This is a genomic window from Saccharopolyspora sp. SCSIO 74807, assembly GCF_037023755.1.
GTDB lineage: Bacteria > Actinomycetota > Actinomycetes > Mycobacteriales > Pseudonocardiaceae > Saccharopolyspora_C > Saccharopolyspora_C galaxeae.
Map to the genome: position 1 here is coordinate 4,158,293 of NZ_CP146100.1, position 24,738 is coordinate 4,183,030.

Annotated in this window: 22 protein-coding genes; 16 read left to right on the forward strand and 6 right to left on the reverse strand. The window is 70.3% G+C overall.

The window, feature by feature from the left end; translation table 11 throughout:
* Positions 1-13: 13 nt before the first annotated feature.
* Together V1457_RS19090 and V1457_RS19095 are read right to left on the reverse strand one after the other, a co-directional pair.
* Complete coding sequence (locus tag V1457_RS19090; RefSeq protein WP_200069499.1) at positions 14-778, reverse strand: SDR family NAD(P)-dependent oxidoreductase; 765 nt, start codon at positions 776-778, stop codon at positions 14-16.
* A gap of 48 nt (positions 779-826) precedes the next feature.
* Positions 827-1,987, reverse strand: a complete 1,161-nt coding sequence (locus V1457_RS19095; protein WP_338595913.1) for a thiolase family protein — start codon at positions 1,985-1,987, stop codon at positions 827-829.
* 158 nt (positions 1,988-2,145) lie between these two features.
* Between V1457_RS19095 and V1457_RS19100 the strand changes: the two genes are divergently transcribed.
* Genes V1457_RS19100 through V1457_RS19135 form a run of 8 tightly spaced genes read left to right on the forward strand, consistent with a single transcriptional unit; the run spans position 2,146 to position 11,007 of the window.
* Positions 2,146-2,919, forward strand: coding sequence for an SDR family oxidoreductase (locus V1457_RS19100; RefSeq protein WP_338595914.1), 774 nt, complete (start codon positions 2,146-2,148; stop codon positions 2,917-2,919).
* Between the two features lie 19 nt (positions 2,920-2,938).
* Positions 2,939-4,000 carry an LLM class flavin-dependent oxidoreductase gene (locus V1457_RS19105; protein WP_338595915.1) on the forward strand — a complete coding sequence of 354 codons (1,062 nt, stop codon included), beginning with the start codon at positions 2,939-2,941 and terminating at the stop codon, positions 3,998-4,000.
* Positions 4,000-5,643, forward strand: a complete 1,644-nt coding sequence (locus V1457_RS19110) for an ATP-dependent acyl-CoA ligase (RefSeq protein ID WP_338595916.1) — start codon at positions 4,000-4,002, stop codon at positions 5,641-5,643. The genes V1457_RS19105 and V1457_RS19110 overlap by 1 nt, the downstream gene beginning before the upstream one ends.
* A 13-nt stretch (positions 5,644-5,656) precedes the next feature.
* Positions 5,657-6,823, forward strand: a complete 1,167-nt coding sequence (locus tag V1457_RS19115; RefSeq protein WP_338595919.1) for an acyl-CoA dehydrogenase family protein — start codon at positions 5,657-5,659, stop codon at positions 6,821-6,823.
* The gene (locus V1457_RS19120) at positions 6,823-7,737 is read left to right on the forward strand and encodes a CoA ester lyase (RefSeq protein WP_200069493.1); all 915 of its coding nucleotides are present in this window, start codon (positions 6,823-6,825) and stop codon (positions 7,735-7,737) included. Before V1457_RS19115 ends, V1457_RS19120 begins: the two co-directional genes overlap by 1 nt.
* 4 nt (positions 7,738-7,741) lie before the next feature.
* On the forward strand, positions 7,742-8,254 hold the full coding sequence (locus tag V1457_RS19125) for a MaoC family dehydratase (RefSeq protein ID WP_295141163.1): 513 nt from the start codon (positions 7,742-7,744) through the stop codon (positions 8,252-8,254).
* Positions 8,251-9,729 carry an aldehyde dehydrogenase family protein gene (locus V1457_RS19130; RefSeq protein ID WP_338595922.1) on the forward strand — a complete coding sequence of 493 codons (1,479 nt, stop codon included), beginning with the start codon at positions 8,251-8,253 and terminating at the stop codon, positions 9,727-9,729. Before V1457_RS19125 ends, V1457_RS19130 begins: the two co-directional genes overlap by 4 nt.
* A gap of 18 nt (positions 9,730-9,747) precedes the next feature.
* Positions 9,748-11,007 (forward strand): CaiB/BaiF CoA-transferase family protein, encoded by a 1,260-nt coding sequence (locus V1457_RS19135; protein ID WP_200069490.1) that lies wholly within the window; start codon positions 9,748-9,750, stop codon positions 11,005-11,007.
* 47 nt (positions 11,008-11,054) lie between these two features.
* On the opposite strand, the gene V1457_RS19140 is transcribed toward V1457_RS19135, so the two are convergent.
* Complete coding sequence (locus tag V1457_RS19140) at positions 11,055-11,834, reverse strand: SDR family NAD(P)-dependent oxidoreductase (protein WP_200069489.1); 780 nt, start codon at positions 11,832-11,834, stop codon at positions 11,055-11,057.
* Positions 11,835-11,937: 103 nt separating this feature from the next.
* On the opposite strand from V1457_RS19140, the gene V1457_RS19145 reads away from it, so the two are divergent.
* The 3 genes from V1457_RS19145 to V1457_RS19155 all read left to right on the forward strand — a co-directional run bounded on the left by V1457_RS19145 (position 11,938) and on the right by V1457_RS19155 (position 15,542).
* Complete coding sequence (locus tag V1457_RS19145; protein WP_338595926.1) at positions 11,938-13,095, forward strand: acyl-CoA dehydrogenase family protein; 1,158 nt, start codon at positions 11,938-11,940, stop codon at positions 13,093-13,095.
* 251 nt (positions 13,096-13,346) lie between these two features.
* Positions 13,347-14,648, forward strand: a complete 1,302-nt coding sequence (locus V1457_RS19150) for an aromatic acid/H+ symport family MFS transporter (RefSeq protein WP_338595927.1) — start codon at positions 13,347-13,349, stop codon at positions 14,646-14,648.
* A 147-nt stretch (positions 14,649-14,795) separates the two neighbouring features.
* Positions 14,796-15,542 carry a FadR/GntR family transcriptional regulator gene (locus V1457_RS19155; protein ID WP_200069487.1) on the forward strand — a complete coding sequence of 249 codons (747 nt, stop codon included), beginning with the start codon at positions 14,796-14,798 and terminating at the stop codon, positions 15,540-15,542.
* Between the two features lie 106 nt (positions 15,543-15,648).
* On the opposite strand, the gene V1457_RS19160 is transcribed toward V1457_RS19155, so the two are convergent.
* Entirely contained in the window at positions 15,649-16,479 is an 831-nt protein-coding gene (locus tag V1457_RS19160; RefSeq protein ID WP_338595928.1) for an amidohydrolase family protein, read from the reverse strand.
* Positions 16,480-16,730: 251 nt separating this feature from the next.
* On the opposite strand from V1457_RS19160, the gene V1457_RS19165 reads away from it, so the two are divergent.
* The 5 genes from V1457_RS19165 (at position 16,731) to V1457_RS19185 (ending at position 23,088) form a co-directional block, all read left to right on the forward strand.
* The gene (locus V1457_RS19165; RefSeq protein WP_338595929.1) at positions 16,731-18,365 is read left to right on the forward strand and encodes an AMP-binding protein; all 1,635 of its coding nucleotides are present in this window, start codon (positions 16,731-16,733) and stop codon (positions 18,363-18,365) included.
* 158 nt (positions 18,366-18,523) lie between these two features.
* Positions 18,524-20,002: an NAD(P)/FAD-dependent oxidoreductase gene (locus V1457_RS19170; RefSeq protein ID WP_295146031.1), complete on the forward strand. Its 1,479-nt coding sequence runs from the start codon at positions 18,524-18,526 to the stop codon at positions 20,000-20,002.
* A gap of 49 nt (positions 20,003-20,051) precedes the next feature.
* A complete protein-coding gene (locus V1457_RS19175) occupies positions 20,052-21,734 on the forward strand; it encodes a GMC family oxidoreductase N-terminal domain-containing protein (protein ID WP_295146033.1) in 1,683 nt (560 codons plus the stop codon).
* Between the two features lie 23 nt (positions 21,735-21,757).
* A complete protein-coding gene (locus V1457_RS19180; protein WP_200069483.1) occupies positions 21,758-22,381 on the forward strand; it encodes an acetoacetate decarboxylase family protein in 624 nt (207 codons plus the stop codon).
* Between the two features lie 47 nt (positions 22,382-22,428).
* Positions 22,429-23,088: a transcriptional regulator gene (locus V1457_RS19185; protein ID WP_338595932.1), complete on the forward strand. Its 660-nt coding sequence runs from the start codon at positions 22,429-22,431 to the stop codon at positions 23,086-23,088.
* 286 nt (positions 23,089-23,374) lie between these two features.
* On the opposite strand, the gene V1457_RS19190 is transcribed toward V1457_RS19185, so the two are convergent.
* Complete coding sequence (locus V1457_RS19190; RefSeq protein ID WP_338595934.1) at positions 23,375-23,992, reverse strand: TetR/AcrR family transcriptional regulator; 618 nt, start codon at positions 23,990-23,992, stop codon at positions 23,375-23,377.
* 236 nt (positions 23,993-24,228) lie between these two features.
* Positions 24,229-24,621: a DUF2237 family protein gene (locus tag V1457_RS19195; RefSeq protein WP_200069480.1), complete on the reverse strand. Its 393-nt coding sequence runs from the start codon at positions 24,619-24,621 to the stop codon at positions 24,229-24,231.
* Positions 24,622-24,738 lie beyond the last annotated feature (117 nt).

A 24,738-nucleotide genomic window follows, 5' to 3' on the forward strand; every position in this document is an offset into this window, starting at 1 on the left:
GGGCCGGCGCCGGTCACTTCGGGGGCATCCGGATCGCCCCGTCCAGCCGGATCGTCTCGCCGTTGAGCATCGGGTTGCCGATGATCTGCTCGGCGAGCGCGGCGAACTCGTCCGGGCGCCCCAGCCGCGACGGGTGCGGCGTGCGGGAGGCGAGCCCGTCGCGGATCTCGTCGGAGAACCGGGACAGGATCGGCGTGTCGAACGTGCCCGGCGCGATCGAGCACACCCGCACCAGCTTGCGCGCCAGGTCGCGGGCGGCGACCAGCGTCATGCCGACCACCCCGGATTTCGCCGAGGCGTAGGGGATCTGCCCGATCTGGCCTTCCCACGCCGCGACCGAGGCGGTGAGCACGCAGACTCCGCGCTCACCGTCGACCGGCTCGTTGCGCGCCATCCGGGCCGACGCCAGCCGCAGCACGTTGAAGCTGCCGGTCAGGTTGGTGCGCACGATCGACTCGTACTGCTCCAGCGAGCCCGGTTCGCCGTCGCGTTCCACCACGCGGACCGTGCCGCCGCGGCCCGCGCAGTGCACCAGCGCGCGGATCGGGCCTTGCTGCTCGGCGAGGTCCATCGCCGCGTCGACCGCCTCCGGATCGGCCACGTCGGCCGGGGCGAAGCTCGCCTTGCCACCGAGCTCGGCCGCCACCTGCTCGCCCGCGGAGCTCGGCAGGTCCACCAGCACCACCGGCACGCCCCGGTCGAGCAGCCGCTTGGCGCTGGCCAGCCCGAGCCCGGACGCACCGCCGGTCACCACTGCGCTGCCACCGTCGAGGTTCATCGTTCTCCTGCTCCCCCGGCCGCATCGCCGAGTTCGTCGGTTCCGCGCTCAGGCCGCGGGGTTTTCCAGGATCGTCGCGTTGGCCATGCCGCCGGCTTCGCACATCGTCTGCAGCCCGTAGCGCGCGCCGGTGCGTTCCAGGTGGTTGATCAGCGTGCTCATCAGGCGCGTCCCGGACGCGCCGAGCGGGTGCCCGAGCGCGATCGCGCCGCCCACCGGGTTCAGCGCCGCGTCGGCCACGCCGAGTTCGCGCTGAAACGCCAGCGGCACCGGCGCGAACGCCTCGTTGACCTCGAACGCGGCGATGTCGGCGAGCGGAATGCCGCTGCGGGCGAGGACTTTCCTCGTCGCCGGGATCGGCCCGGTGAGCATCATCCGCGGGTCGTCGCCGACCACGGCCGATGCCGCCACCACCGCGCGCGGGCGCAGGCCCAGCTCGGCGGCGCGGTCCTCGGACATCACCAGCAGCGCGGCGGCACCGTCGGTGATCTGCGAGGAGTTGCCCGCGGTGATCTTCCAGTCCAGGTTCCGCGAGTGGTGCTTCTCGGCGAACGCGGGCTTGAGCCCGGCGAGGCCTTCGGCGGTGGTGCCCTCGCGGATCGTCTCGTCCGCGGTGAGCCCGGCGACCGGGGTGAGCTCGTCGTCGAACCAGCCCTGCGCGCGTGCGTGCGCGGCGCGTTCGTGCGAGCGCGCGGAGTAGTCGTCCAGTTCGGCGCGGGTGAGCTTCCACTTCTCGGCGACCAGTTCCGCGGAGATGCCCTGCGGCACCAGATCCGGGTAGCGCTCCCGCACCGCAGGGCCGAACGGGTCCGCGTCGCCGCGCGCAGAGCCGATCGGCACCCGGCTCATCGACTCCACCCCGGCGGCCACCGCGATGTCGTAGGCCCCGGCCTGCACGCCCTGCACCGCGAAATCCACGGCCTGCTGGCCGGAACCGCACTTGCGCTCGACGGTGACCGCGGGGACGTGCTCGGGCCAGCCCGCGGCGAGCAGCGCTTGGCGGCCGGGGGTGGCGGACTGCTCGCCGTTCTGCCCGACGCAGCCCACCAGCACGTCGTCGATCAGGCCCGGGTCGAGCTCGGTGCGTTCGGTGAGCCGGGCGAGCACGGCGGCCAGCAGGTCCACCGGGTGCGTCTCGGCGAGCGTTCCGGTCTTCTTGCCCTTGCCCATGGGGGAGCGGACGGCATCGACGATGACGGCACGGCGCATACGCCCTCCAATCATGATGATGAATATCAGCGTACATCCCAAGCGCGCGCTCTTGACCCAGTTCGGGCCGATACTATGATTATGATTATTACAAACGGTTCGACCCGTCGTACCGCGGCCACACCGCCGCGGCGCCCGCTCTCCCGGGAGGAAACCGCATGACACGCCGTTTCGAGGACCGCATCGCCGCCGTCGTCGGAGGGGGATCGGGCATGGGCCGCGCGATCTCGCACCGGCTCGGTTCCGAAGGGGCGCACGTCTACGTCGCCGACCTCGGGCAGCAGGCGGCCGAGGAGGTCGCCAAGGAGATCGCGGACGAGGGCGGCCAAGCGACCGCGGTGCAGGTCGACGCCACCGACACCGACAGCCTCAAAGCGCTGTTCGCGCGCATCGAGTCCGAGCACGGCGTGCTGCACGCGCTGCACGCGCAGGTGGGGATGCCCGGTCCCAGCGGCACCGAAGTGGATGCCGATGAGTGGGAAAAGAACATCGACGTGAACGTCAAAAGCGCCTACTACACCTGCACTCTCGGGCTGGACCTGCTGCGCAACGCGGGCGGGCACGGGTCGATCACGATGACCTCGTCCACCTCGGCGCTGGTCGGCTCGCCGTTCAGCCCGATCTACTCGCTGACCAAGGGCGCGCTGGTGCCGTTCTGCAGATCGCTGGCGCTGCTCGGGGCTCCGGACGGGATCCGGGCCAACGTGGTGTGCCCGGGCACCGTGCACACGCCGATGCTCTCGCAGTTCTTCGGGCGCGAGCCCGGTGCGGACGTTTCGGAGCTGACGAAGAACTTCGTCGGCGGCATCCCGCTCGGCCGCGGGGCGCAGCCCGAGGAGATCGCGTCCGTGGTGGCGTTCCTGGCCAGCGACGACGCCAGCTACGTCACCGGCGTGACCGTTCCCGTCGACGGCGGCCTCACCGCGAAGTGACGACCAGGAAGGATCGAACATGGTGCAGGTCGGTCTGCTGCTCAGCGACGTGCCGAAATCGGTGACGCCGGCCAAGCAGTTCAAGGACGTGCTGCGGATCGTGGAAGCCGCGCAGCGCAACGGATTCACCCACATCGCCATCGGGCAGCACTTCCTGTACGGGGATCTGCGCTGGCTGCAACCGGTTCCGCTGCTCGCCCGGCTGGCGGCGGAGGTCTCGCAGGACGTCAAGCTGGTCACCCAGATCATGATCGCGCCGCTGTACCACCCGGTGCTGCTCGCCGAGGAGATCGCGACGCTGGACGTGGTGACCGAGGGGCGATTGGTCTTCGGCGCCGGGCTCGGTTACCGGGCCGAGGAGTTCGACTACCTCGGTGTGCCGTTCAAGCAGCGCGCTTCGCGGTTCGACGAGTCGTTGCGGCTGATGAAGCGGCTCTGGACCGAGGACGAGGTGACTTTCGAGGGCGAGCACTGGCAGCTGGATTCCGTTGCGCCGCACCTGCATCCGGTGCAGAAACCGCATCCTCCATTGTGGATCGGCGCGCACAGCATGGCGGGCACCCGGCGCGCCGGGCGGTACGGTGACGCCTACGTGTGCCCGCCGGAAACGCCGGTTCCGCAGGTGATCGAGCGGTTCCGCGCCGTGCGGGACGGTTTCGCCGCGCGCGGCAAGGAATTCGGGCCGCAGCCGCTGCGGCGCAACACCTTGGTCGCCGACACCAAGCAGAACGCGCTGGCCGAGTACTCGCGGGTGGCGCAGGGCCGCTACATCACCTACGCCAACAAGGGCTTGGACGTGATGTCCGGCAGCGACTTGGAGAACGCGTTCGCCGAAGCCGTGTCCAACCACGCCGTGGTCGGGTCGCCGGAGGACGTCGTCTCGGAGCTGACCGAGCTGGTGACCACGCTGCCGGTCGACCCGCTGCTGATCCGTCCGCAGTGGCCGACGATGGACGCGGACGAGACGATCGCCTCGATCGACCTGTTCGGGCGGGAAGTGCTGCCCTCCCTGGTCGGTATCCAGCCGCGCAACGACATCCCCGCGCGGGCGGACTCATCCGCGCAAGCCGGGGAGGCCTGATGACCCGGTACTACGAGAACACCTCGTTCACCTTCGAGGAGCCGGAGAACTGGACGCTGGACCACGTCCTGCGGCACTACGCGGCTTCGCAGCCGGATGCGACGTTGCTGAAGACGCCCGCGGAAGGTCTGCAGTGGACATACGCCGAGATGCTCGGTTCGGCGGAGCGGATCGCGGGCGCGCTGGTCGCTGAAGGCGGGCAGTACGGCGACCGGGTCATCATCATGGCGTTCAACTCGTCCCGGTTCGTGCGCACCTGGTTCGGTACCGCGCTGGCCGGGATGGCCGAGGTCCCGATCAACACCTCCTACGAGGGCGAGTTCCTGCGCCACCAGGTCGTCACGGTCGGTGCCCGCTGGGCGGTGATCGACGACGTGTTCGCCGAACGCTGGGTGGCCGTCGCCGAACATGCGCGCGGAGTGGAGAAGTTCTGGGTCATCGACACCGGGCGCGGGTCCGAGGCCGTGGAGCTGCTGCGTTCCCACGGCTGGCAGGCCGAGCAGTGGGAAGCCTTGGCGGAAGGCCCGGTGCTGGACCTGCCGACGCCGAAGGCGCAGGACCTCGGCGCGATCTTCTTCACCTCCGGCACCACCGGCCCGTCCAAGGGCGTGGCGATGCCGCACTCGCACCTGTACTTCTTCGCCCAGGAGGTCGTGAACCTCACCCACCTGACCAATGTGGACACTTATCTGACGACCACGCCGCTGTTCCACGGCAACGCCCAATTCATGGCGGTGTATCCGGCGCTGGTGGCGGGCGCGAGCGCGGCGGTCCGGCCGAAGTTCAGCGCCAGCAAGTGGATCGACCACATCCGCGAGTCCGGGGCCACGGTGACGAACTTCGTCGGCGTGATGATGGACTTCGCCTGGAAGCAGCCCGAGCGGCCGGACGACCTGGACAACCCGCTGCGCGCGGTCTACGCCGCACCGACCGCGAGCACCATCGTCGAGCAGTTCAAGCGGCGCTACGGTGTCGAATCCTTTGTGGATGCTTTCGGGCTGACCGAGACCGGCGCACCGATACTGTCGCCCTACGGCGTGGATCGGCCACCGGGTGCGGCCGGGTTGCAGGCCAAGGGCTGGTTCGACATCCGCCTGGTGGATCCGGAGACCGATCGCGAAGTGCCGGTCGGCGAGGTCGGCGAACTGGTGGTGCGCCCGGTACGGCCGTGGACGTGCAGCATGGGCTACTACGGGATGCCGGAGAAGACGCTGGAAGCGTGGCGCAACCTCTGGTTCCACACCGGTGATGCGCTCAAGCGCGACGAGCAGGGCTGGTACTACTTCGTCGACCGCTACAAGGACGCGCTGCGCCGCCGCGGCGAGAACATCAGCTCCTACGAGGTGGAACAGGCCATCTTGAGCCATCCCGCGGTCGCGGAATGCGCGGTCATCGGTGTGCCCGCGGACGTGGAAGCCGGTGAGGACGAGGTGCTGGCCGCGATCGTCGCGTCCGAGCCGGTGGATCCCGCGGAAGTGCTCCAGTGGTGCGACGGCAAGCTCCCTCCCTTCGTCATACCCCGATTCGTGCGGATGCTCGACGCGCTGCCCAAGACGCCTTCCGAGAAGGTCCGCAAAGCGGTGCTGCGCGAGGACGGGATCACGGCCGACGCCTTCGACCGGTCCGGCGCACCGGCTCGCTGATCAGGAGACCACGATGGACTTCAACACCGACGAGGTGCACGACGACATCCGATCGGCGGTTCGCGCGTTGTGCGCGAAATTCTCCGACGACTACTGGATGGAGCACGACCAGAGCCAGGAATTCCCGTGGGAATTCTACGAAGCCGTGGTCAAGGGCGGCTGGCTCGGGCTGACGGTGCCCACCGAGTACGGCGGCGGTGGGCTGGGCGTCACCGAGGCGGCGATCGTGGAACAGGAGATCGCCGCCTCCGGTGCGGGGATGAACGGTTGCAGCGCCGTGCACATCGGCGTGTTCGGCTTCGAGCCGATCATCCGTCACGGCGATGAGCAGCTCAAGCAGCGGTTCCTGCCGCGGCTGGCCGAAGGTGACCTGCACGTGTCGTTCGCGGTCACCGAGCCGGACGCCGGTACCGACACCACCAACCTCAGCACGTTCGCAACCAAAGTGGACGGTGGATGGTCGGTGTCCGGCAAGAAGGTCTGGATCACCAAGGCGCAGGAGGCCGAGCGGCTGATCCTGCTGGCCCGCACGACGCCGCGCGGCGAGGTGACGAAGAAGACCGACGGCCTCACGCTGTTCTTCGCGCCGATGGACCGCAACAACGTCACCGTGCGCAAGATCCCCAAGCTGGGCCGCAATGCCGTGGACACCAACGAGTTGTTCATCGACGAGTTGTTCGTCCCGGACGAGGACGTGGTCGGCGAGGTCGGCAAGGGCTTCCGCGCCATCCTGGCCGGGCTCAACGCGGAACGGGTGATCTCCGCGAACGCCGCGCTCGGCATCGGCCGCGCCGCGCTGCGCCGTGCCACCGAATACGCAACGCAGCGCGAGGTCTTCGGCCGTCCGATCGGCCGGAACCAGGGGATCGCGTTCCCGCTGGCGGAGGCGTTGATGCGGCTCGACGCAGCGGATCTGACCTGTCAGAAAGCCGCGTGGTTGCTGGACAACGGGCACACCGCGGGTCGCGAGGCCAACGCGGCGAAGTACTTGGCGGCCGAGGCGAGCTTCCAAGCCGCGGACGCGGCGTTGAGCGCGCACGGCGGCTACGGCTACAGCAAGGAGTACCACATCGAACGCTACTTCCGGGAGGCGCGACTGATGCGGATCGCGCCGATCAGCCAGGAAATGGTGCTCAACTACACCGCCGAGCACGTGCTCGGCCTGCCCAGGAGCTACTGATGCGGCCGTACCGTTCCGTGCTGTTCGTGCCCGCTCACCGTCCGTCCTGGGTGGACAAAGCCGTGGCCAGCGGCGCCGACGCGGTGGTGCTGGACCTGGAGGATTCGGTGCCCGCGGCGGAGAAGGCCGGGGCCCGCCGCGCCGCGGCGGAGTCCATCAAGCGGCTGCGCGGCGAGGGCGTCGAGATCGGGCTGTTCGTCCGGGTCAACCCGCTGGAGACGAAGTTGACCGGCGGAGACCTCGAAGAAGTCGTGGTGCCCGGGTTGACCGGCGTGTTCGCCCCGAAGATCGAGGCGGCCATCGACGTGCTGCGCTACGACGCGCTCGTCGACCACTTCGAGGTCCGCAACGGCGTGGCGGACCTGGAGTACATCGTGCCGGTGGAGACGGTCCGCGCCATCCACTCCTGCCTGGACATCGCGACCGCGTCCCCGCGGGTGGGCGCGATGATCGGCCCGACCGCCGAGCACGCGGACATCGCCAACGCCGTCGGTTACGAGTGGACCCCGGAAGGGCTCGAGACGCTGTACCTGCGCTCCCGCGTGCTGCTCGCCTGTCGGGAGGCCGGAATCCACGCGTTGACCGGGCTCTGGGAAGCGCTGTCCGATCTGGACGGGCTTCGCGAGTTCGCGCGCCGCGGAAGGCAACTCGGATTCCGCGGAATGATCGCGATCCATCCGAGTCACGTCGCGCCGCTGCACGAGGTGTTCACACCGTCCGAACAGGACATCGAGTTCTACCGCGGACTGGTCGCCGCTTACGAGCAGGCCGCCGCGGACGGCGCGGGCGCCCTGCGCTACCGCGGCGTGCACATCGACAAGGCGCATTACGACAAAGCGGTGGACTGGCTTTGGCGTGCGGAATCGCTGCTGGCGGGCACCGGTCGGCAAGCGCTGCGGCGCGGGGAGGAGTGAGGCAGTGCGCGGACTGTACTTCGAGGAGTTCGAGATCGGCGCGAACTTCCGCCACCCGTTCACCCGCACCATCACCGAGATGGACAACGTCATGTTCACCTCGCTGACGATGAACCTGCAGCCGCTGCACTTGGACGAGGAGTTCGCCAAGCGCAGCGTGCACGGCGGCCGCGTGCTCAACAGCCTGTTCACCCTCGCGCTGATCGGTTCGTTCCACGTGCCGGAGCTGACCATGGGCACCACGCTCGGGAACCTCGGCTACGACAAGGTGAAGTTCCCGCACCCGGTCTTCCACGGGGACACGCTGCGCGCCGAAACGACCATCCTGGACAAGCGGGAATCCCGCAGCCGCGGTGATTCCGGCATCGTCTGGTTCGAGCACCGCGGCTACAACCAGGACGACGTGCTGATCTGCGAATGCACCCGCGTCGGCATGATGGCCAAGAAGCCCGCGGACGATTCCGCGGCACCGCAAGGAGAACCGCCCGCCGACGGAGCCGAGGAAGGTGCGCGATGACCACGACGAACACCGATTCCCGCCCATTGCGCGATTTCGTCCCGCAAGTACGTACGCTCACCATCGCCAACAAGCCCGTGCAGCCTGCCGGTGAGAGCTGGGAAGTCCGCAATCCGGCCACCGAGGACGTGCTGGCGACCGTGGGCGGCGCCGCACCGGAGCAGGTGGACCAAGCGGTGACGGCCGCGCGCGAAGCGTTCGGCCCCTGGTCGTCGCTGACCGGTGTGCAACGCAGCGCAGCCATGCACCGGCTGGCGGACGTTTTCGAAGCGCACCGGGACGAATTGCTCGCCTCGATCGTGAACGAGGTCGGCACGCCGGTGTCGTTGGCCGAAGGGATGCAGGTAGCCCTCGGGATCTCGCACCTGCGGTGGCAGGCCGAGGCGGCCAAGAAGGACCGCACGGTGCACCTCGGCGGGTTCGACCAGCCGGTGCCGACCGAAAGCGACGTGACGCACTTCCCGGTCGGCGTGGTCGCCGCCATCACGGGCTACAACTACCCGCTGAACCTGGCGATCTACAAGTTCGGGGCCGCGCTGGCCGCCGGGTGCACCGTCGTGCTGCTGCCGTCACCGCGGACTCCGCTGACCACGTTGCTGTTCGGCGACCTCGTCCGCGAAGCCGAGCTGCCCGCGGGCGTGCTCAACACCGTCGTCGGCGGAACCGAAGCGGGACAACGGCTTTCCGCGCACCGCGGGGTGGACAAGGTCTCGTTCACCGGTTCGGACGCGGTCGGCTCGAAGATCATGGAGCAGGCGGCCCGCAACCTCAACGGCGTCACCCTCGAACTCGGCGGCAAATCCGCCAGCATCGTGCTGCCGGGCACCGAGGTCGAGTCGTTCGCCACCGACATGCACCTGCGCTGGTCGCGCAACGGCGGTCAGGGCTGCGCGGCGCTGGCGAGGCTGCTGGTGCACGAGGATCTCTACGACCGGTTCCTGGCGGCCAGCGCGGACGCCTTCGAGCAGATGGTCGTCGGCGACCCGTGGGACCGGGAGACCAACATCGGGCCGATGATCCGGCCGGACCACCGGGACCGGGTGCGCGGCTACGTCGACGACGCGGTCGAGGCCGGTGGCAAGAAGCTGCTGTCGGTGGAAAAACCGTTGCCGGACAAGGGTTACTTCGTGAACCCGGTGCTGCTCGGCGAGCTGGGGCACGACGCCCGCGCCGTGCAGGAAGAGATCTTCGGCCCGGTCGCGGTCGTCGTGCCGTTCCGGGATACCGAGGAAGCGGTCCGGTTGGCGAACGACACCGCCTACGGGCTGGCCGCCAACGTGTGGGCCGCCGACCTCGACGAGGGGCGCCACGTTGCCGAGCGGCTGCGCGCGGGCACGGTGTGGATCAACGGCGGCGGCGGGATGCGCCCCGACGCCCCGTTCGGCGGGTCGGGCCGCTCCGGCGTCGGCCGCGAACTCGGCGAATGGGGAATCCGGGAATACCTGGAACCCCGGCACATCCAGTGGCGGCTTTAGGCCGCCGAGGAGGCGATCATGGCAGGGACGACATCGGCCTCGGCCGACACCTCCGGGTCTGCGGGTGCATCCGGTGCGGGACCGCTGGCGGGCGTGCGGGTGCTGGAGCTCGGCACGATGTACGCCGCGCCCACCGCGGGCCGGATGCTGCGCGACTTCGGCGCCGACGTGGTCAAGGTCGAGGACCCGGTCACCGGGGACTACGCCCGGCAGTGGGTGCCGCAGAAGGACGGCCTGTCGCTGGGTTTCGCCCGGCTCAACGCGGGAAAGCGCTCCGTCGGCGTGGATCTGCGCGACCCGGAGGGCCGCGCGCTGGTGCGCAGGCTGGCCGCGCAGTCCGATGTGGTCGTCGAGTCGTTCCGCCCGGAACGGCTGGAGAAGTGGGGTCTGGGTTACGAACGGCTGGCCGCGGACAACCCAGCTCTGGTCCTGACCCGGGTTTCCGGTTTCGGCCAGACCGGCCCGTACAAGTCGCAACCCGGCTTCGGCACCGTGGCCGAGACCGCCAGCGGCTTCGCCCAGATCAACGGCTGGCCGCAGTTGCCGCCGACCTCCCCGCCGTTCGGCTTCGCGGACTCCATCGCGGGCATCGCCGCCGCGATGGGCACCGCGATGGCGCTGTACCGGCGGGAACGCACCGGCCAGGGCGAAGTGGTCGACGTGGCGCTGTACGAACCGCTGATGTTCATCATCGGGGACATGCTGCTGAAGTACACCGGACTCGGCGAGATCCAGGGCCGCATCGGCAACGGCACCGGAGCCGCGTCGCCGCGCGGGATCTACGAGGCCGCCGACGGGAAGTACCTCTCGATCGCCGCGTCGAACCAGGCGATCGCGGAGCGGTTGTTCAGCGCGATGGGCTGCCCGGAGTTGATCGAGCACCCGCATTTCGCCACCAACGCGGCGCGGCTGGCCAACAACGACGAGGTCCAGCAACGGGTCCGGGACTGGGTCGGTTCGCTGCCGCGGGCGAAGGCGCTGGCGCTGCTGGAGGAGCACGAGGTGGTCAACGCCCCGGTCAACGACGCGGCCGACATCGTCGCGGACCCGCACTTCCTGCAGCGGACGCTGGTGGGCATCACCGGGCGGGACGAACTGGCCGGTTCCCTGATGCCCGGGCCGATCCTGCACCTGGCGGGCTACGACGGTCCGGTTTACGACGGTGTGCCGCGCATCGGCGAGCACACCGGCGCGATGCTGGGGGAGCGGCTCGGGCTGGCGGAGTCCGAATTGGACGAACTCGGCGGCCGGGGCGTGATCGCGTCCGGAGCGCGATGATCCGGCCGGCCGCCGGGAATTCCGGCGGCCCCCGGCCGATCACCGCCTCACGGCTGCCCACCGTCCACTGTGATCACCGACCCGGTCGTGTAGCTGGACGCCGCGCCGGCCAGGTACAGCGCCGTGCCAACGATTTCGTCCGGGTCACCGCCTCGGCGCAGCGCGAACCCCTCGGCGCGGCGCGCGAACGCTTCCGGGTCCCAGGACGAGCTCACATCGGTGTGGAACGTCCCCGCCATGATGGCGTTGCAGCGCACCGATGGGCCGAAGGCGTGCGCGAACCCGGTGGTGATGGCGTTGAGCCCCGCCTTGGCCGCCGCGTACGGCAGGATGCCCGGCCGCGGGTGCACCGCTCCGGCACTGCTGATGTTGATGATGCTGCCCCCGGACCCGGCGGCCATCCGGGTGCCCACCAGGGTGGCCAACCGGAACGGGGCTTTCAGGTTCACCCCGAGAACCTTGTCGAACAGTTCCTCGCTGACCGAGTTCAGGTCGTCGTAGAGCGGCGACATCCCCGCGTTGTTCACCAGCACGTCGACGTGCCCGAAGTGTTCGTAGGCGGTGTCCACAAGGGACTCCAGCTCGTCCCAGCGGCCGACGTGCGCGGGCGCGGGCAGCGCGGTGCGCCCGGTGGCCTGCTCGATCTCGGCGGCGGCCTGCTCGCAGGATTCCCGGCTGCGGCTGGCGATGACGACGTCGGCGCCTGCGGCCGCGAGCCCCTCGGCCATCCGCCTGCCCAGCCCGCGGCTGCCACCGGTGACCAGGGCGACCTTTCCGGTCAGGTCGAACGCGGTCTGCGGGTCGAAACGGTGCGGTTCACCCGACACGCGGCACCTCCTAGAGCGCCCCGGCGGGGCGCGGCATCTTCCAGCGGTCAGTATTCATTGTTATGGTAATCATCAATATGCCTCAAGGGAGAGGAGCGCGGCGGTGACCGACGAGCAGCACGGGGTCTTCGAGCTCCCCCGCAGGCACCGGGAACTGCAAGCCGAGGCGCGCGAGTTCGCGGCATCGGTGCGCGACATCGCCGCCCGCGCCGACGAATCCGACGACATCGACCCGGAGATGCGCAAGCGCCTCGCGGACAGCGGGCTCGCCTCGATCGTGGTCCCGGCCGAGTACGGCGGGCGCTACGAGCAGGTCGACTCGCTCGCGGTGACCGTCGTCCGCGAGGCGTTCGCCGCCGAGAGCGCGCACCTGGACTCGATGCTGGGCATGCAAGGGATCGGCAGCTACGCGATCAGCGCGGGCGGGCAGGACGAGGTGCGCCGGACCTGGCTGCCGAAGGTCGCCGCGCTCGAGGTGATCGCCGCGCTCGCGCTGACCGAGCCGGACGTCGGATCGGACCTGCGCGCGATCAGCACCACGATCACCGAGCAGGGCGGTGAGCTGGTGCTGCGCGGGCACAAGTCGTTCATCACCAACGCCGGGGACGCCGACCACTACTGCGTGCTGGGCAAGGAAGGCGAGGACTACTCGCTGGTGCTGGTGCCCGCGGACGCGGCGGGGGTGTCCACGGAGAAGCCGCATCAGATCATCGCGCCGCACGTGCTCGGCGACGTCGTGCTCGACGACGTGCGGGTCCCGGCGGCCAACCGGCTCGGCGAGCGCGGCCGCGGGTTCAAGCTGATGCTGGCGACGCTGGCCACGTTCCGCGTCTCGGTCGCCGGAGCCGCGGTGGGCACTGCGCGGGCCGCGCTGGAGGAGGCCGTGCGGCACGCGACCGGGCGCGAGCAGTTCGGCGTGTCCCTCGCCCGGCTCGGGTCGGTTCCGGAGTCGCTGGCGACTTCGTGGACGGACCTGGAGATGGCGCGCTCGCTGGCTTACCGCGCTGCGGCGGGCGCCGCCCGCGATCCGCTGGCGAACCTGCACCTGTCCTCGATGGCCAAAGTCGGCGCGACGGAGGCGTGCGCGCGGATCGTGGACCGCTCGCTGCAGACCATGGGCCGGTTCGGCCTGGTGCGCGGGTCCACGATGGAACGGCTCTACCGGGAGGCGCGACCGATGCGGATCTACGAAGGCTCCACCGAAGTGATCCTCGATTCCCTCGCGAAGCAACTGACCAAGGACATCGGCAAGATCTACTAAATAGTGCCTTAAAACGGTTTGCGTAGTGGGTCGGGTAGCGGAACCTCAGGCGTCTTCTGGCTCCGGGATCGCCTCGGAGACGTAGCTCCCTACGCGGCGTCGGCGCTGTCCTCGCCAGAAGACGCCTGAGAACCCGCCGGTGGTCCGCCTGAGTCCCGCACCGCAAGCGGCTTACGCCGCTTGTGAAACCGCCCCGATCCGTTGCGGACCGCACCGATCGGGTCAGGACGAGTCCCGCGAAGGAGTCGAAAGTGGACGGCTTACCGCAACGGCGCGGTGGCGTGGTCGCGGCGATCTGCTTCGTGACGATCGTGTGCGACGGCTACGACCTCATCGTCTACGGCACTGTCGTGCCGAGCCTGCTGCGCTACGAGCCGTGGGGCCTGGACGCCACCGCGGTCGGGGCCATCGCGAGCTACTCGCTGATCGGGATGCTGCTGGGCGCGCTGCTGGTCGGTGTGACCACCGACCTGCTCGGCCGCCGCAAGCTGATGCTGGCCAGCGTCACCTGGTTCTCGCTGTCGATGGGCGCGTGCGCGGTGGCGCCGACCCCGGAGCTGTTCGGGCTGTTCCGGTTCCTCGGCGGCATCGGCCTCGGCGGCGTGATCCCCACCGCGATCGCGCTCACCGTCGAATTCGCCCCGCCGCGGCGACGGAATCTGGTCAACGCGCTGATGAACTCCGGCTACTCGGTCGGTGCGGTGCTGGCGGCGGTGCTCGGCCTGGTGCTGGTCGCCGGGCACGGTTTCCGCCCCATGTTCGCGATCGGCGCGTTGCCGCTGGTGCTGGTCGTGCCAGTGGCGTGGCGGTGGTTGCCGGAGTCGGTGGACTTCCTCGCGGCGCGGGGCAGGCGAGCGGAAGCCGAGCGGGTCGCCGCGCAGTACGGAATCGCGGTGCCGGAGCCCGCAGCCGCCACCGCTGCCGGGCGTGAGCGCTTCCGAATTCTGTTGCGGCGCCCGTATCCGCGGCTGGTCGCCGCGTTCGCTGCGGCGAGTTTCCTCGGGCAGGTGGTCGTCTACGGCCTCAACACGTGGCTTCCGGAGATCATGCGCTCTGCGGGTTATCCGCTCGGTTCCTCCTTGCAGTTCCTCGTGGCGCTGAGCATCGGCGCCGTGGCCGGCGCGTTGGTGCTGTCCACTGTGGCTGATCGGCTCGGCGCCCGGATCGTGGTGATCGCGGCGTTCGGCGTAGCGGTGCTGGCACTGCTGATCCTGAGCACGAACCCGCCGACGGTGGTGCTGTACCTGGCGGTGGCGCTGGCCGGGGTCGGCTCGAACGGCACGCAGATCGTGCTCAACGGCTACATCGCGCAACGCTTCCCGGCCGGGGTCCGCGCAGGTGCGCTCGGCGGGATCCTGTCGGTCGGCCGGGTGGGCGCGATCCTCGGACCGATGCTCGGTGCCTTCGCGATCACCGCGGGCTTCGGGCTGCGCGGTGACTTCTACCTGTTCGTACTGCCCGCCGCGCTGGGCATGGCGGCGCTGTTGTGCACGCCACGCGAAGCCGCTCCGCAGCCATCGGACCGGCGGAGAAGCACGGGTAGAGCCCGATGAGCACGGCGGTGATCGCCACATCGAGCACAACAGGCAGCAGCCACCACGGTTGCTCCGCGCAACCGGAGCACTTGCGGAAAATATGTGCGACTTTCCGCGTGCCCTGGCGCGACCGGCCACAACGCGGCCACTACCATGACAACTATTATGAATGAACCTGTGTCCGGGGCCGCTTGGGAACGGCGCGGCGAGAAGGTGTCGGCGATCATCGCGCGGGAGATCGTGCGGGACATCGCCAAGCGCGAGCTGCCGTCCGGCTCCACCTTGGAATCCGAGAGCGCGATGCTCGGCCGCTACCAGGTGGCCCGCGCCTCGCTGCGGGAGGCGCTGCGCGTCCTGGAGACCCACGGCCTGGTGCGGATGAAGCCCGGCCCCGGCGGCGGTCCCGTGGTGGCCGATGTGGACAGTCGCGAGTTCGGCCGGATGTGCACGCTGTTCTTCCAGGTGATGGGAATCCGGTTCAGCGAGCTGGTGGAGGCCCGGCTGATCGTCGAACCGCTGGTCGCGCGGCTGGCCGCCGAGCGGCGCGATCCGGAGGACAACGAGCAGCTGCGCACCATCGTGCAGGAGGGCTTCGACGCGGAGGACTCCGCCGAGTGGTTGCGCGCCAGCAGCGCCTTCCACGCCAAGGTGCTGTCCATGTCCGGCAACGGCCTGCTGAACATCTTCGCCCGCGCGCTCAAGGACATCTTCACCGAGCGGGTTTCCGGCGTGCTGTTCGTCAGCCGCCGCCGCGCGGAGGTGAAGAAGGTGCACGGGCAGATCGCCGACGCGATCGTGGACGGCGACGGCGACCGCGCCGAAGAACTCATGCGCGAGCACATGAGCGAGTACGCCAAGATGGTCGCGAAGAAGGAACCGCAGCTCATGAACGAGGTCGTGGACTGGCGGTGAGCTCGGAGGCGGTTCCGCGGCAGGGGCGGTGCGACCTCGGACGCCTCGAAGCGGGTGTCCTGGCGCCGCCGTTGCCGGCCCGGTGACGCACCCCCAAGGCGGCTGCTCAAACGGGCAGCCGCAGCACTCGGGAGAGGTTGCCGCCGAGCAGCGCCGCTTCGGTCTCGTCGCCCAGGCCGAGCGCTCCGATGGCGGCGATTTCCGCGGCCGGATCGGCCATCGGCCAGTCGGAGCCGAACACGACCCGTTCCGCGCCGTGCCTGCCGATGATCTCGCGCACGGTGCCCGGGTGCACCGTGGCCAGCCCCGGCGGCCAGCTCGTCTCCAGCACGATCGGCAGGTCCCGCAATTCCTCCCGGGCCTCTTCCAGCATGTGGTAGCCGCCGAAGTGGCAGGCGACCAGCCGCAGCTGCGGGAACGTGCGCACGATCTTGCGCAGCATCTTCGGAGTGCTCAGCGAGTTCACCGCGCCGCTGCCGCCCGCGCCCACGTGCGTGATCACCGGGAACTCGGAGCCGAACGCCTCGAGCAGCTCCCACAACCGCGGGTCCTCCAGGCCGAAGCCCTGGAACAGCGGGTGCACCTTGACCCCGTGGATGCCGTGCCTGCGCAGGCTGGCCAGGTTCGCTTCCACGGACTGATCCACGTGCACGGTGCCGAACGGGGTGAACCGGTCGCGGTCGAGCGAGGACACGAACTCGTTGGTGCGGTCGACGTGCTTGGCCGCGCCGGCCACGCCGAGCGCCACGCTGTGGTCGATGCCGTTCGCGCGCATGTCCGCGGCCAGCGTGCCCGCTTTGCCGTCGCGCAGCGCGCGCAGGCCGGGCAGCGCGTTCGCGCCGAGCGCCTTCTCCGCGATCGCGTCCGGCCACACGTGGGTGTGCGCGTCGATGATCACGTCGACCTCCGGTGGGCGGTGGCGATCCTCGCGTCGCAACCTAGCAGACGCTGAAAATCATTACAATGGTTAGTCACCGGTCCACAGTGGTCGGCGCGAGTGGTGTCGCGGACCCGGCGGAACCGAACTCCAAAGTGGACGTCGTTGCCGAATCGTTCATGGTCAGCCGGTTTTTTATCACCCGCATGACAACGAATCGCGCGGCCGGACCGGCTGTCTTGACGTGCTCGAAGCCGGGTCGGTAGAAGGTTTTGTTTACATTTCCCGTTGTAAACGTTCGGAGGGGCACCATGGCGCGGGACGACCACGAAGGCAGATCGGGCTCGGTGCGCCGAGCCGTGCAGAACCTGCGCGGGTTCCAAGTGCTCACGCGCGCGGGGATGGCCTCAGCCACTGCGCCCGCCACCGCGCTGCGCGGGCTCGCCGACGTGCGCGACCACGGCCCACTGGTCGGCGCGCTGCGGCACGCGCTGCGCACCCGCCCGAACGCCGCCGCACTGGTGGACGAACACGGCACGCTGACCTACGCCGAACTGGACCGCGCCTCGCGCGCATTGGCCCTCGCACTGCTGGAACGGGGATTCGAGCCCGGCCACACGATCGCCGTGCTGTGCCGCGACCACCGGTGGCTGGTGCTGGCACAACTGGCCTGCGGCCGGATCGGCGTGCACGTCGTGCTCGTCAACACCGGGTTCGCCGCCCCGCAGCTGGCCGACGTGCTCGCCCGCGAGGACGCGGCAGCGCTGGTGCTCGACGGTGAATTCCACCCGCTGGTGCAGGAGGCGCGGTTGCGGCTGCCGTGCTTCGTGGCCTGGCAGGCGCCGCAGCCGCGCGGCGCGGGGCCGAGCCTGGCGGACCTGGTGGCGGAGGCCGAAGACGGCGCGCCGCTGCCGGAACCGGATCGCCCGGGCAGCGTCGTGCTGCTCACCAGCGGCACCACCGGCCGCCCGAAGGGCGCGCGCCGCCAGGTCCGCTCCGCGCTGGCCGCCGCGGACTTCCTGGACCGGATCCCGCTGCGGGCGCACGAGCGGACCTTCCTGGCCGCACCGCTGTCGCACGCGATCGGTTTCTCCCAGCTGACCGTCGCGTTCGGGTTGGGCAGCACCGTCGTGGTGCACCGGAGGTTCGATCCCGGGCAGCTCGCCCGGGCGGTGCACGAGAACGGCTGCACCTGCGTGGTCCTGGTGCCGACGATGCTGCACCGGCTGCTGGAGCTGGACGAGCGGTTCCTGCGGGAGTTGCTGTCCTCGGTGCGTTCGGTCGTGGTCTCCGGCTCGGTGCTGGCACCCGCCTTGGCGCAGCGGGCCAGTGCGGTGCTCGGCGACGTGCTCTACAACCTGTACGGCTCGACCGAGGCCGCGGTCGCCGCGGTCGCGACCCCGCGGGAGCTGGCGGCGGCGCCCGGCACGGTCGGCCGGTCCCCGCGCGGGTGCGCGGTGCGGCTCTACGACGAGCACAACCGGCGCATCACCCGACCGCACACCGCCGGCCGGATCTTCGCAGGTGGCCAGCTCGCCTTCACCGGCTACACCACCGCCGGGGTCGGTCGCGGGCGCATCGACGGGCTGATCGACACCGGGGACGTGGGGCACTTCGACGGTGACGGGCTGCTGTTCGTCGACGGGCGGGCCGACGACATGATCATCTCCGGCGCGGAGAACGTGTTCCCCGCCGAGGTGGAGAACCTCATCGCGACCCACCAAGCGGTCAAGGACGTCGCGGTCATCGGCGCCGAGGACGCGGAATTCGGTCAGCGGCTGCGGGCTTTCGTGGTGCCGATCCCGGGCGCCGAGCTGGAACCGCAGGAGATCGTCGAGTTCGTCCGCCGCCGGCTGGCCCGGCACAAGGTCCCGCGCGAGGTCGTGCTGGTGAAGTCGGTTCCGCGCAACACCACCGGAAAGCTGGTGCGCCGCGCGCTGGCCTGAGCCCGGTGCCCCGGTGCGCTCGGTGCCGGTGAGGCCAGTGCCCGATGAGTCCGGTGTCCGAAGATGTCAACGATCTGACCGCCGGGGTCAGACCGGTGCGGGCGGCTGCGGCTTAGCGTGATCTCCGAACTGCAGCGCACGAGCCCCAGGAGTCCGCGATGGCACCGATCCGCCCGCCGCATGTTGCCATCATCGGCAGTGGTTTCGCCGGTATCGCGGTGGCGGCCGAATTGCGCCGCGCCGGGTACACCTCGTTCACCATCTACGAGCGGGCCGCTCGCGTCGGCGGTGTGTGGCGGGACAACACCTATCCGGGAGCCGCCTGCGACGTGCCGTCGCACCTGTATTCGTTCTCGCACGCGCGGGAACCGCGCTGGCGGTTCCGGTTCGCCCGGCAGCCGGAGATCTTGCGGTATCTGCGCCGGTGCGTCGAGCACTACGGGCTCACCGACCACCTGCGGCTCAGCACCGCGATCGTGGCCGCGCACTACGACGAGCAGCAGTGCCGGTGGCGGTTGCGGACCGAGTCCGGCGAGCAGGTGCAGGCCGACGTGCTCGTACCCGCGGTCGGCCAGCTCAGCGAGCCGCTGGTGCCGGATCTGCCGGGCCGGGAGGAGTTCGCGGGCCGGGCGTTCCACTCCGCGCGGTGGGACCACGGCTGCGAGCTGGCCGGGAAGAACGTCGCGGTGGTCGGCACCGGCGCGAGCGCGATCCAGTTCGTGCCCGAGATCGCCGAGCGCGCCGCGAAGCTGACGGTTTTCCAGCGCTCCGCACCGCACGTGGTGCCCCGTCCGGACCGGCCGTACCGGCCGCGGCACGAATTCGCGTTCCGCCGCGTTCCGGGTGCGCAACTGCTGGGCAGGCTCGGAGTGTGGTTGTTCTTCGAGTTCGCCGGGCGCGGGATGACCACCGCGCAGCCGATCGGCCGCGCGTTCACCGCCGTGGCGCGCAGGCACCGCGCAGCGCAGCTCGCCGAAGCCGAGACGGCGGAGGGGATGACCCCGGACCACGCCATCGGTTGCAAGCGGGTGCTGTTCTCCAGCGACTACTACCCGGCGTTCAACCGGCCCGGAGTGCGGTTGGAGCGCGAGTCGATCGAGCGGGTCACGCCCAGCGGCATCCGGACCGCGGACGGCATCGAGCACGACGCCGACGTGCTGATCTTCGGCACCGGCTTCGACGCGCAGCACTTCCTCTCCTCGATCACGGTGCGCGGCAAGGGAAACCGGCTGCTGAGCGAGGAGTGGGGCGACGGCGCGCGCGCCTACCTGGGGCTGTCGGTGCCGCAATTCCCGAACATGTTCCTGATGTACGGCCCGAACACCAACCTCGGATCCGGTTCCATCGTGCACATGCTGGAAAGTCAGGCGCGGTACGTGGTGCGCGCGGTGCGGGAGATCGTGCGCCGGAGCGGCGCGGCGTTGGAGGTGCGCGCCGAGGCGGCCGAAGAATTCGACCGCGAGATCCAGGAACGGTTGCAGCACAGCGTGTGGACGACCTGCTCGAGCTGGTATCGCGGTGCGGACGGGCGGATCAGCACGAACTGGCCCGGTTCGATGGCCGAGTACCGGCGCCGCACCCGGCGGGTGGCGCTGGACGACTACCGGGTCCTGAGCCCGGGTGCCGTGCAGTCCTGAACCCTCCGCCGAGTGTGTCCACAGTGGTGAAACGACAGCGAGGTTGCGCATGGCCGACTACGACGTGCTCGTCATCGGATCCGGTTTCGGCGGCGGGGTTTCCGCGCTGCGGCTGACCGAGAAGGGCTACCGGGTGGGGGTGCTCGAAGCGGGCAAGCGCTTCTCCGACGCGGACTTCCCGAAGACCTCCTGGCGGGTCCGCGACTACCTGTACCTGCCCGCGCTGGGCTGCTACGGCATCTTCCGGCTCAACCTGCTCAAGGACGTGCTGATCCTCAGCGGCGCCGGAGTGGGCGGCGGTTCCCTGGTGTACGCGAACACGCTGTACGAACCGCCGAAGGAGTTCTACCGGCACCCGCAGTGGGCCGGGATCACCGACTGGGAGCAGGAACTCGCGCCCTACTACGACCAGGCCAAGCGGATGCTCGGTGTGACCCGCAACCCGCGCGACACACCGTCCGATGAGGTCATGCGGCGGGTCGGCGAGGAGCTCGGCATCGGCGACACCTACCACACCTCCCAGGTCGGGGTTTTCTTCGGCGAGCCGGGGGAAACCGCCGCCGACCCGTACTTCGGCGGCGCCGGACCGGACCGCAGCGGATGCATCCACTGTGGAGCTTGCATGACCGGGTGCAGGCACGGCGCGAAGAACACCGTGGCGAAGAACTACCTGCATCTGGCGGAGAACGCGGGCGCCGCGGTGCATCCGATGACCACGGCCACGACGGTGCGGCCGCTGCCGGGCGGCGGGTACGCAGTGGACACCGTGCGCACCGGTGGCCGATTCCGCAAGCACCGCAAGACCTTCACCGCAGACCAGGTGATCTTCTCCGCCTCCGCGCTGGGCACCCAGAAGCTGCTGCACCGGATGCGCGACGAGGGCGTGCTGCCGCGCATTTCGGCCAAGCTGGGCGTGCTCAGCCGCACCAACTCCGAGCAGATCCTCGCCGCCCGCGCGAAAGGGTCCGAACGCGACTTCAGCGAAGGAGTCACGATCACCTCGTCGCTGCACCCGGACTCGACGACGCACATCGAACCGGTCCGCTACGGCAAGGGCAGCAACCTGCTCGCCCTGCTGGAGGCGTCGCTGGTGGACCCGAAGCCGGGACGCAACCGCCTGCTGCTGGGATTGCGGCACATGCTGCGCAACTGGCGCGACCTGCCCACGTTGCACAACCCGCGGCGCTGGTCGCAGCAGGCGATCATCCTGCTGGTGATGCAGGCGGTGGACAACTCCCTGACGCTGCGCAGCAAACGCGGCCTGTTCGGGCGAAGGCTCACCAGCGAGCAGGGCGGCGGTGAGCCGAACCCCACCTGGATCCCGGCCGGGCACGACGCGGCCCGCGCGGTCGCGCGCGACATCGGCGGCGTACCGGCGGGCAGCTGGGCCGATCTGGCCAACGTGCCCATCACCGGGCACTTCATCGGCGGCTGCGCGATCGGCGCGGACGCCGAGCAGGGTGTCGTGGACCCGTACCATCGCCTCTACGGCCATCCGGGGCTGCACGTCGTGGACGGCTCCACGATCTCGGCCAACCTCGGGGTGAATCCCTCGCTGACGATCACCGCGCAGGCAGAGCGGGCGATGGCGCTGTGGCCGAACAAGGGCGAACCGGACCGCCGCCCGGAACTCGGCGAGCCGTACCAGCAGGTCCCCGCGAGCACGCCCGGCCGCCCGGTCGTGCCGGAGGCCGCGCCGGGCGCACTGCGCCTGCCGGTCACCCCCGTCTGAACGCCCAGAGCTTGGAGGCATCGATGACCTATCCGCCCGAACCGTGGAACATGCGCGCCAGCATGCACATGTCGCTGTGGCCGGTGCCCGCGTTCGAGCTGCCGGACGTGCCTGCCGGGACCGAGCCTGCGCTGCTCGGCGGTTCCGGGCTGGTCGGCACCGCGTGGCTGGTCTACGGGCCGGGTTCGGTGCTGGAGTACAACGAGCTGCTGGAGGCGGTGCTGGTGCGCCACGACGGCCGCCCGCACGTGACCATCACGAAGATCTGGGTGGACAGCGCCGCGTCCAAGCAGGGCGGCCGCGAGCTCTGGGGCATCCCGAAGGAGCTGGCGCGGTTCCGGCTGCGTTCGGCGACCGGGCAGGCCGGCGAATCGCGGGTCGCGTCGTTCGCTGCGGACGGCATCGCCTCGGCCGGGTTCACCCGGCTGGCGAAGCTGCCCGGGAACTGGCCGTTCGACTACCAGCTCGCGCAGACCCTCGACGGCCGGCTCAAGATCAGCGGTTTCCACGGGTCGTCCCCGGCGGGCCTGTGCACGGCGTCGTGGCGGTTCGAGGCGAGCGGTCCGCTGGCCTGGCTGGCGGGCAGGCGGCCGCTGGCCAGCGTGCAGCTGCGGGACGTGTCGTTGCGCTTCGGCGACGAGAACTGAGGGTTTTCTGATCAGCGGCCGGTGCGCGGCGTGCGATCATCGCGGTCATGACTGGCTCCGCTCGTGCGCTGTTGGACTCGGTGCAGCAGGAGCTCGCGCCGCGGGAGGGCGGCAACCGGCTGGTCCCGCTGGTCCGGCACGGCAACGCCCCGCGTGCGGTGCCTGCCGCGCTGGCCGCTGAGGAACACCGCATCGTGCCGTGCGACTGGCGCAGCTTCCTGACCCTGTCGGCCCGCGCCACCGACCGGCCCACCCGGGAGTTCTTCGCCGGGCTCGCCGCGGGCGAAGGCGCCGCGCTCAACGCGCTGCCGAAACTCGCCCGCGCGCTCGGGTGGGACGACGACGAGGTGGCTGCCTACCGCCCCGCAGCGGGCTGCCAGGCGTACCCGGCGTACATGTCGTGGCTGGCGCTGCACGCCGAGCCCGCCGACGCGGCGGTCGCCATCGTGTCGAACTTCGCGGCGTGGGGCGGGTATTGCGCCGAGATCGCGCACGGCCTGCGGTCGCACTACGGCTTGTCCGAACAGGACTGCGAGTTCTTCGACCTGTTCGCGCACCCCGCTGCCGGGGCCGCCGAGCAGGCCGAAGCGGCGGTGCAGGCCGGGCTCGACGCCGGGAAGTTGACCGAGTCCACCGCCCGCGAGCAGGCGCGCCTGTTCCAGGAGTTCGAGCTGATGTTCTGGAACACCCTCGCCGACGCGGGCTAGGTTCCGCGCACGAACCGATCCCTGCGCAGCGCCTGGCCCGCAGCGCGGCCACCCCCAGCGGCTCAGGTTCAGCTCCTCGTCCGGCCCGGGTTCGCCGAACGCGGCCATCGTGGGATGCAGTCCCGCCGCGCCGAGCGCGATGTTGCCACCCAGCCACAGCGCGTCGAGGGAGTTGCCCGCGTCGTAGGTGCCGCTGAGCTGTTGCAGCACGCAGGGGTTGGACCGCGCGGCCCCGCGGATCCGCACGTCCGTGCGGCACAGCCACGCCGTAGGACACTATGGACGGTCATGCCACCAGCGCACGCACCAGATCCGCCAGCCCTGCCTTGATCCGTTCCGGCTGCATCCCGGCGATCTCCCGCTGGTAGGTCACCATGCCGGCGCCGAGCGGGGCCAGCAGCGCGTCCGCCAGGTAGTGCTCGTCCGAGCCCGGCCTGGCCTGCCGCAGCAGCTCGGCGAGGTGGCGGTGATGCACCGCGTAAGCACCGCTGAGGTACCGCGCGTGCGGGGTGTTGTGCTCGGCCAGCAGCAGCAGCGCCGACTGCTCCTCGACCCGGGCGACCAGTGCGTGCAGGAACGCGGTGATGCGCTCGGCGGCCGCGGCGCCGGGTCCGAGCGGCGGAGCGCCGCGCAGGAAGGACTCCTGGAACTCGCGTTCCCGCTCGTCGAGCAGCGCGTAGGCCAGCCCGGCGCGGTCGCCGAACCGGCGGTAGACGGTGCCAACGCCGACACCGGCGGAGTGCGCGACCTCCTCCATGGAGAGTCCTTCGACGCCGCTGGTGCGCACGATGTCCCGGGCCGCGTCCAAGATCCGCTTGCGGTTCCGCGCCGCATCGGCCCGTTCGGCGGGCTGGGCGCGGGGGAGGCGGAGCACGGGGTCGCCGGACGGCTGTTCGGCTGGCATCCGCGCTCCTCCTCGCCTCCGGTGCGTCCGGACCAGTCTGCCGATCGGCGAGCGCCGAACCAACCCGCCGCACGCGCGCGTCGCGAACATCACCGACCGGCCGCGCCGAGCGAGAACGGCGCCGGAACACGGCCGACTGCGGCCGGGAACGACTCCGACCGGCCCCGGACCGCCTCAGCCACCCGGCGCAGCGCGGGCGAGAACGGTGCCCGCCCGGTGCCGGGACTCCGGCGAGTTCAGATCAGCGCGCTCGGATCGGCGGGCACGTCCACGGAATGCTCACGCAGCGCGCTCAGCGGAACGACTTCGGTGGTGTCGGCGTGCGTGGCCGCCAGCAGCACCGGCGGTGCCACACCCGCCTCGTACGCCTCCCGCCAGCGGTCGGCGCACACGCACCAGCGATCACCCGGTTGCAGGCCGGCGAACCCGTGCTCGGGGCGCGGCGTGACCAGGTCGTTGCCCGCTTCCTGCTGCTGCACGAGGAATTCGGTGGACACCACCGCGCAGACGGTGTGCCTGCCGACGTCCTCGGGTCCGGTGGAGCAACATCCGTCCCGGTAGAAGCCGGTGAGGGGATCGGTGCCGCAGGGCTCCAGCTCGCCACCGAGCACGTTGCGTTCGGTCGTCATGAGGACACCTTCATTTCCCACACCTGTCGGCTCTGGCCCGGCCCGGCCCGACGTGCCTGCGGCCTGGCCACCCAAGTGTGGCGAGAACCGCCGAATCCGTCCAGTACTGGCGGTTTC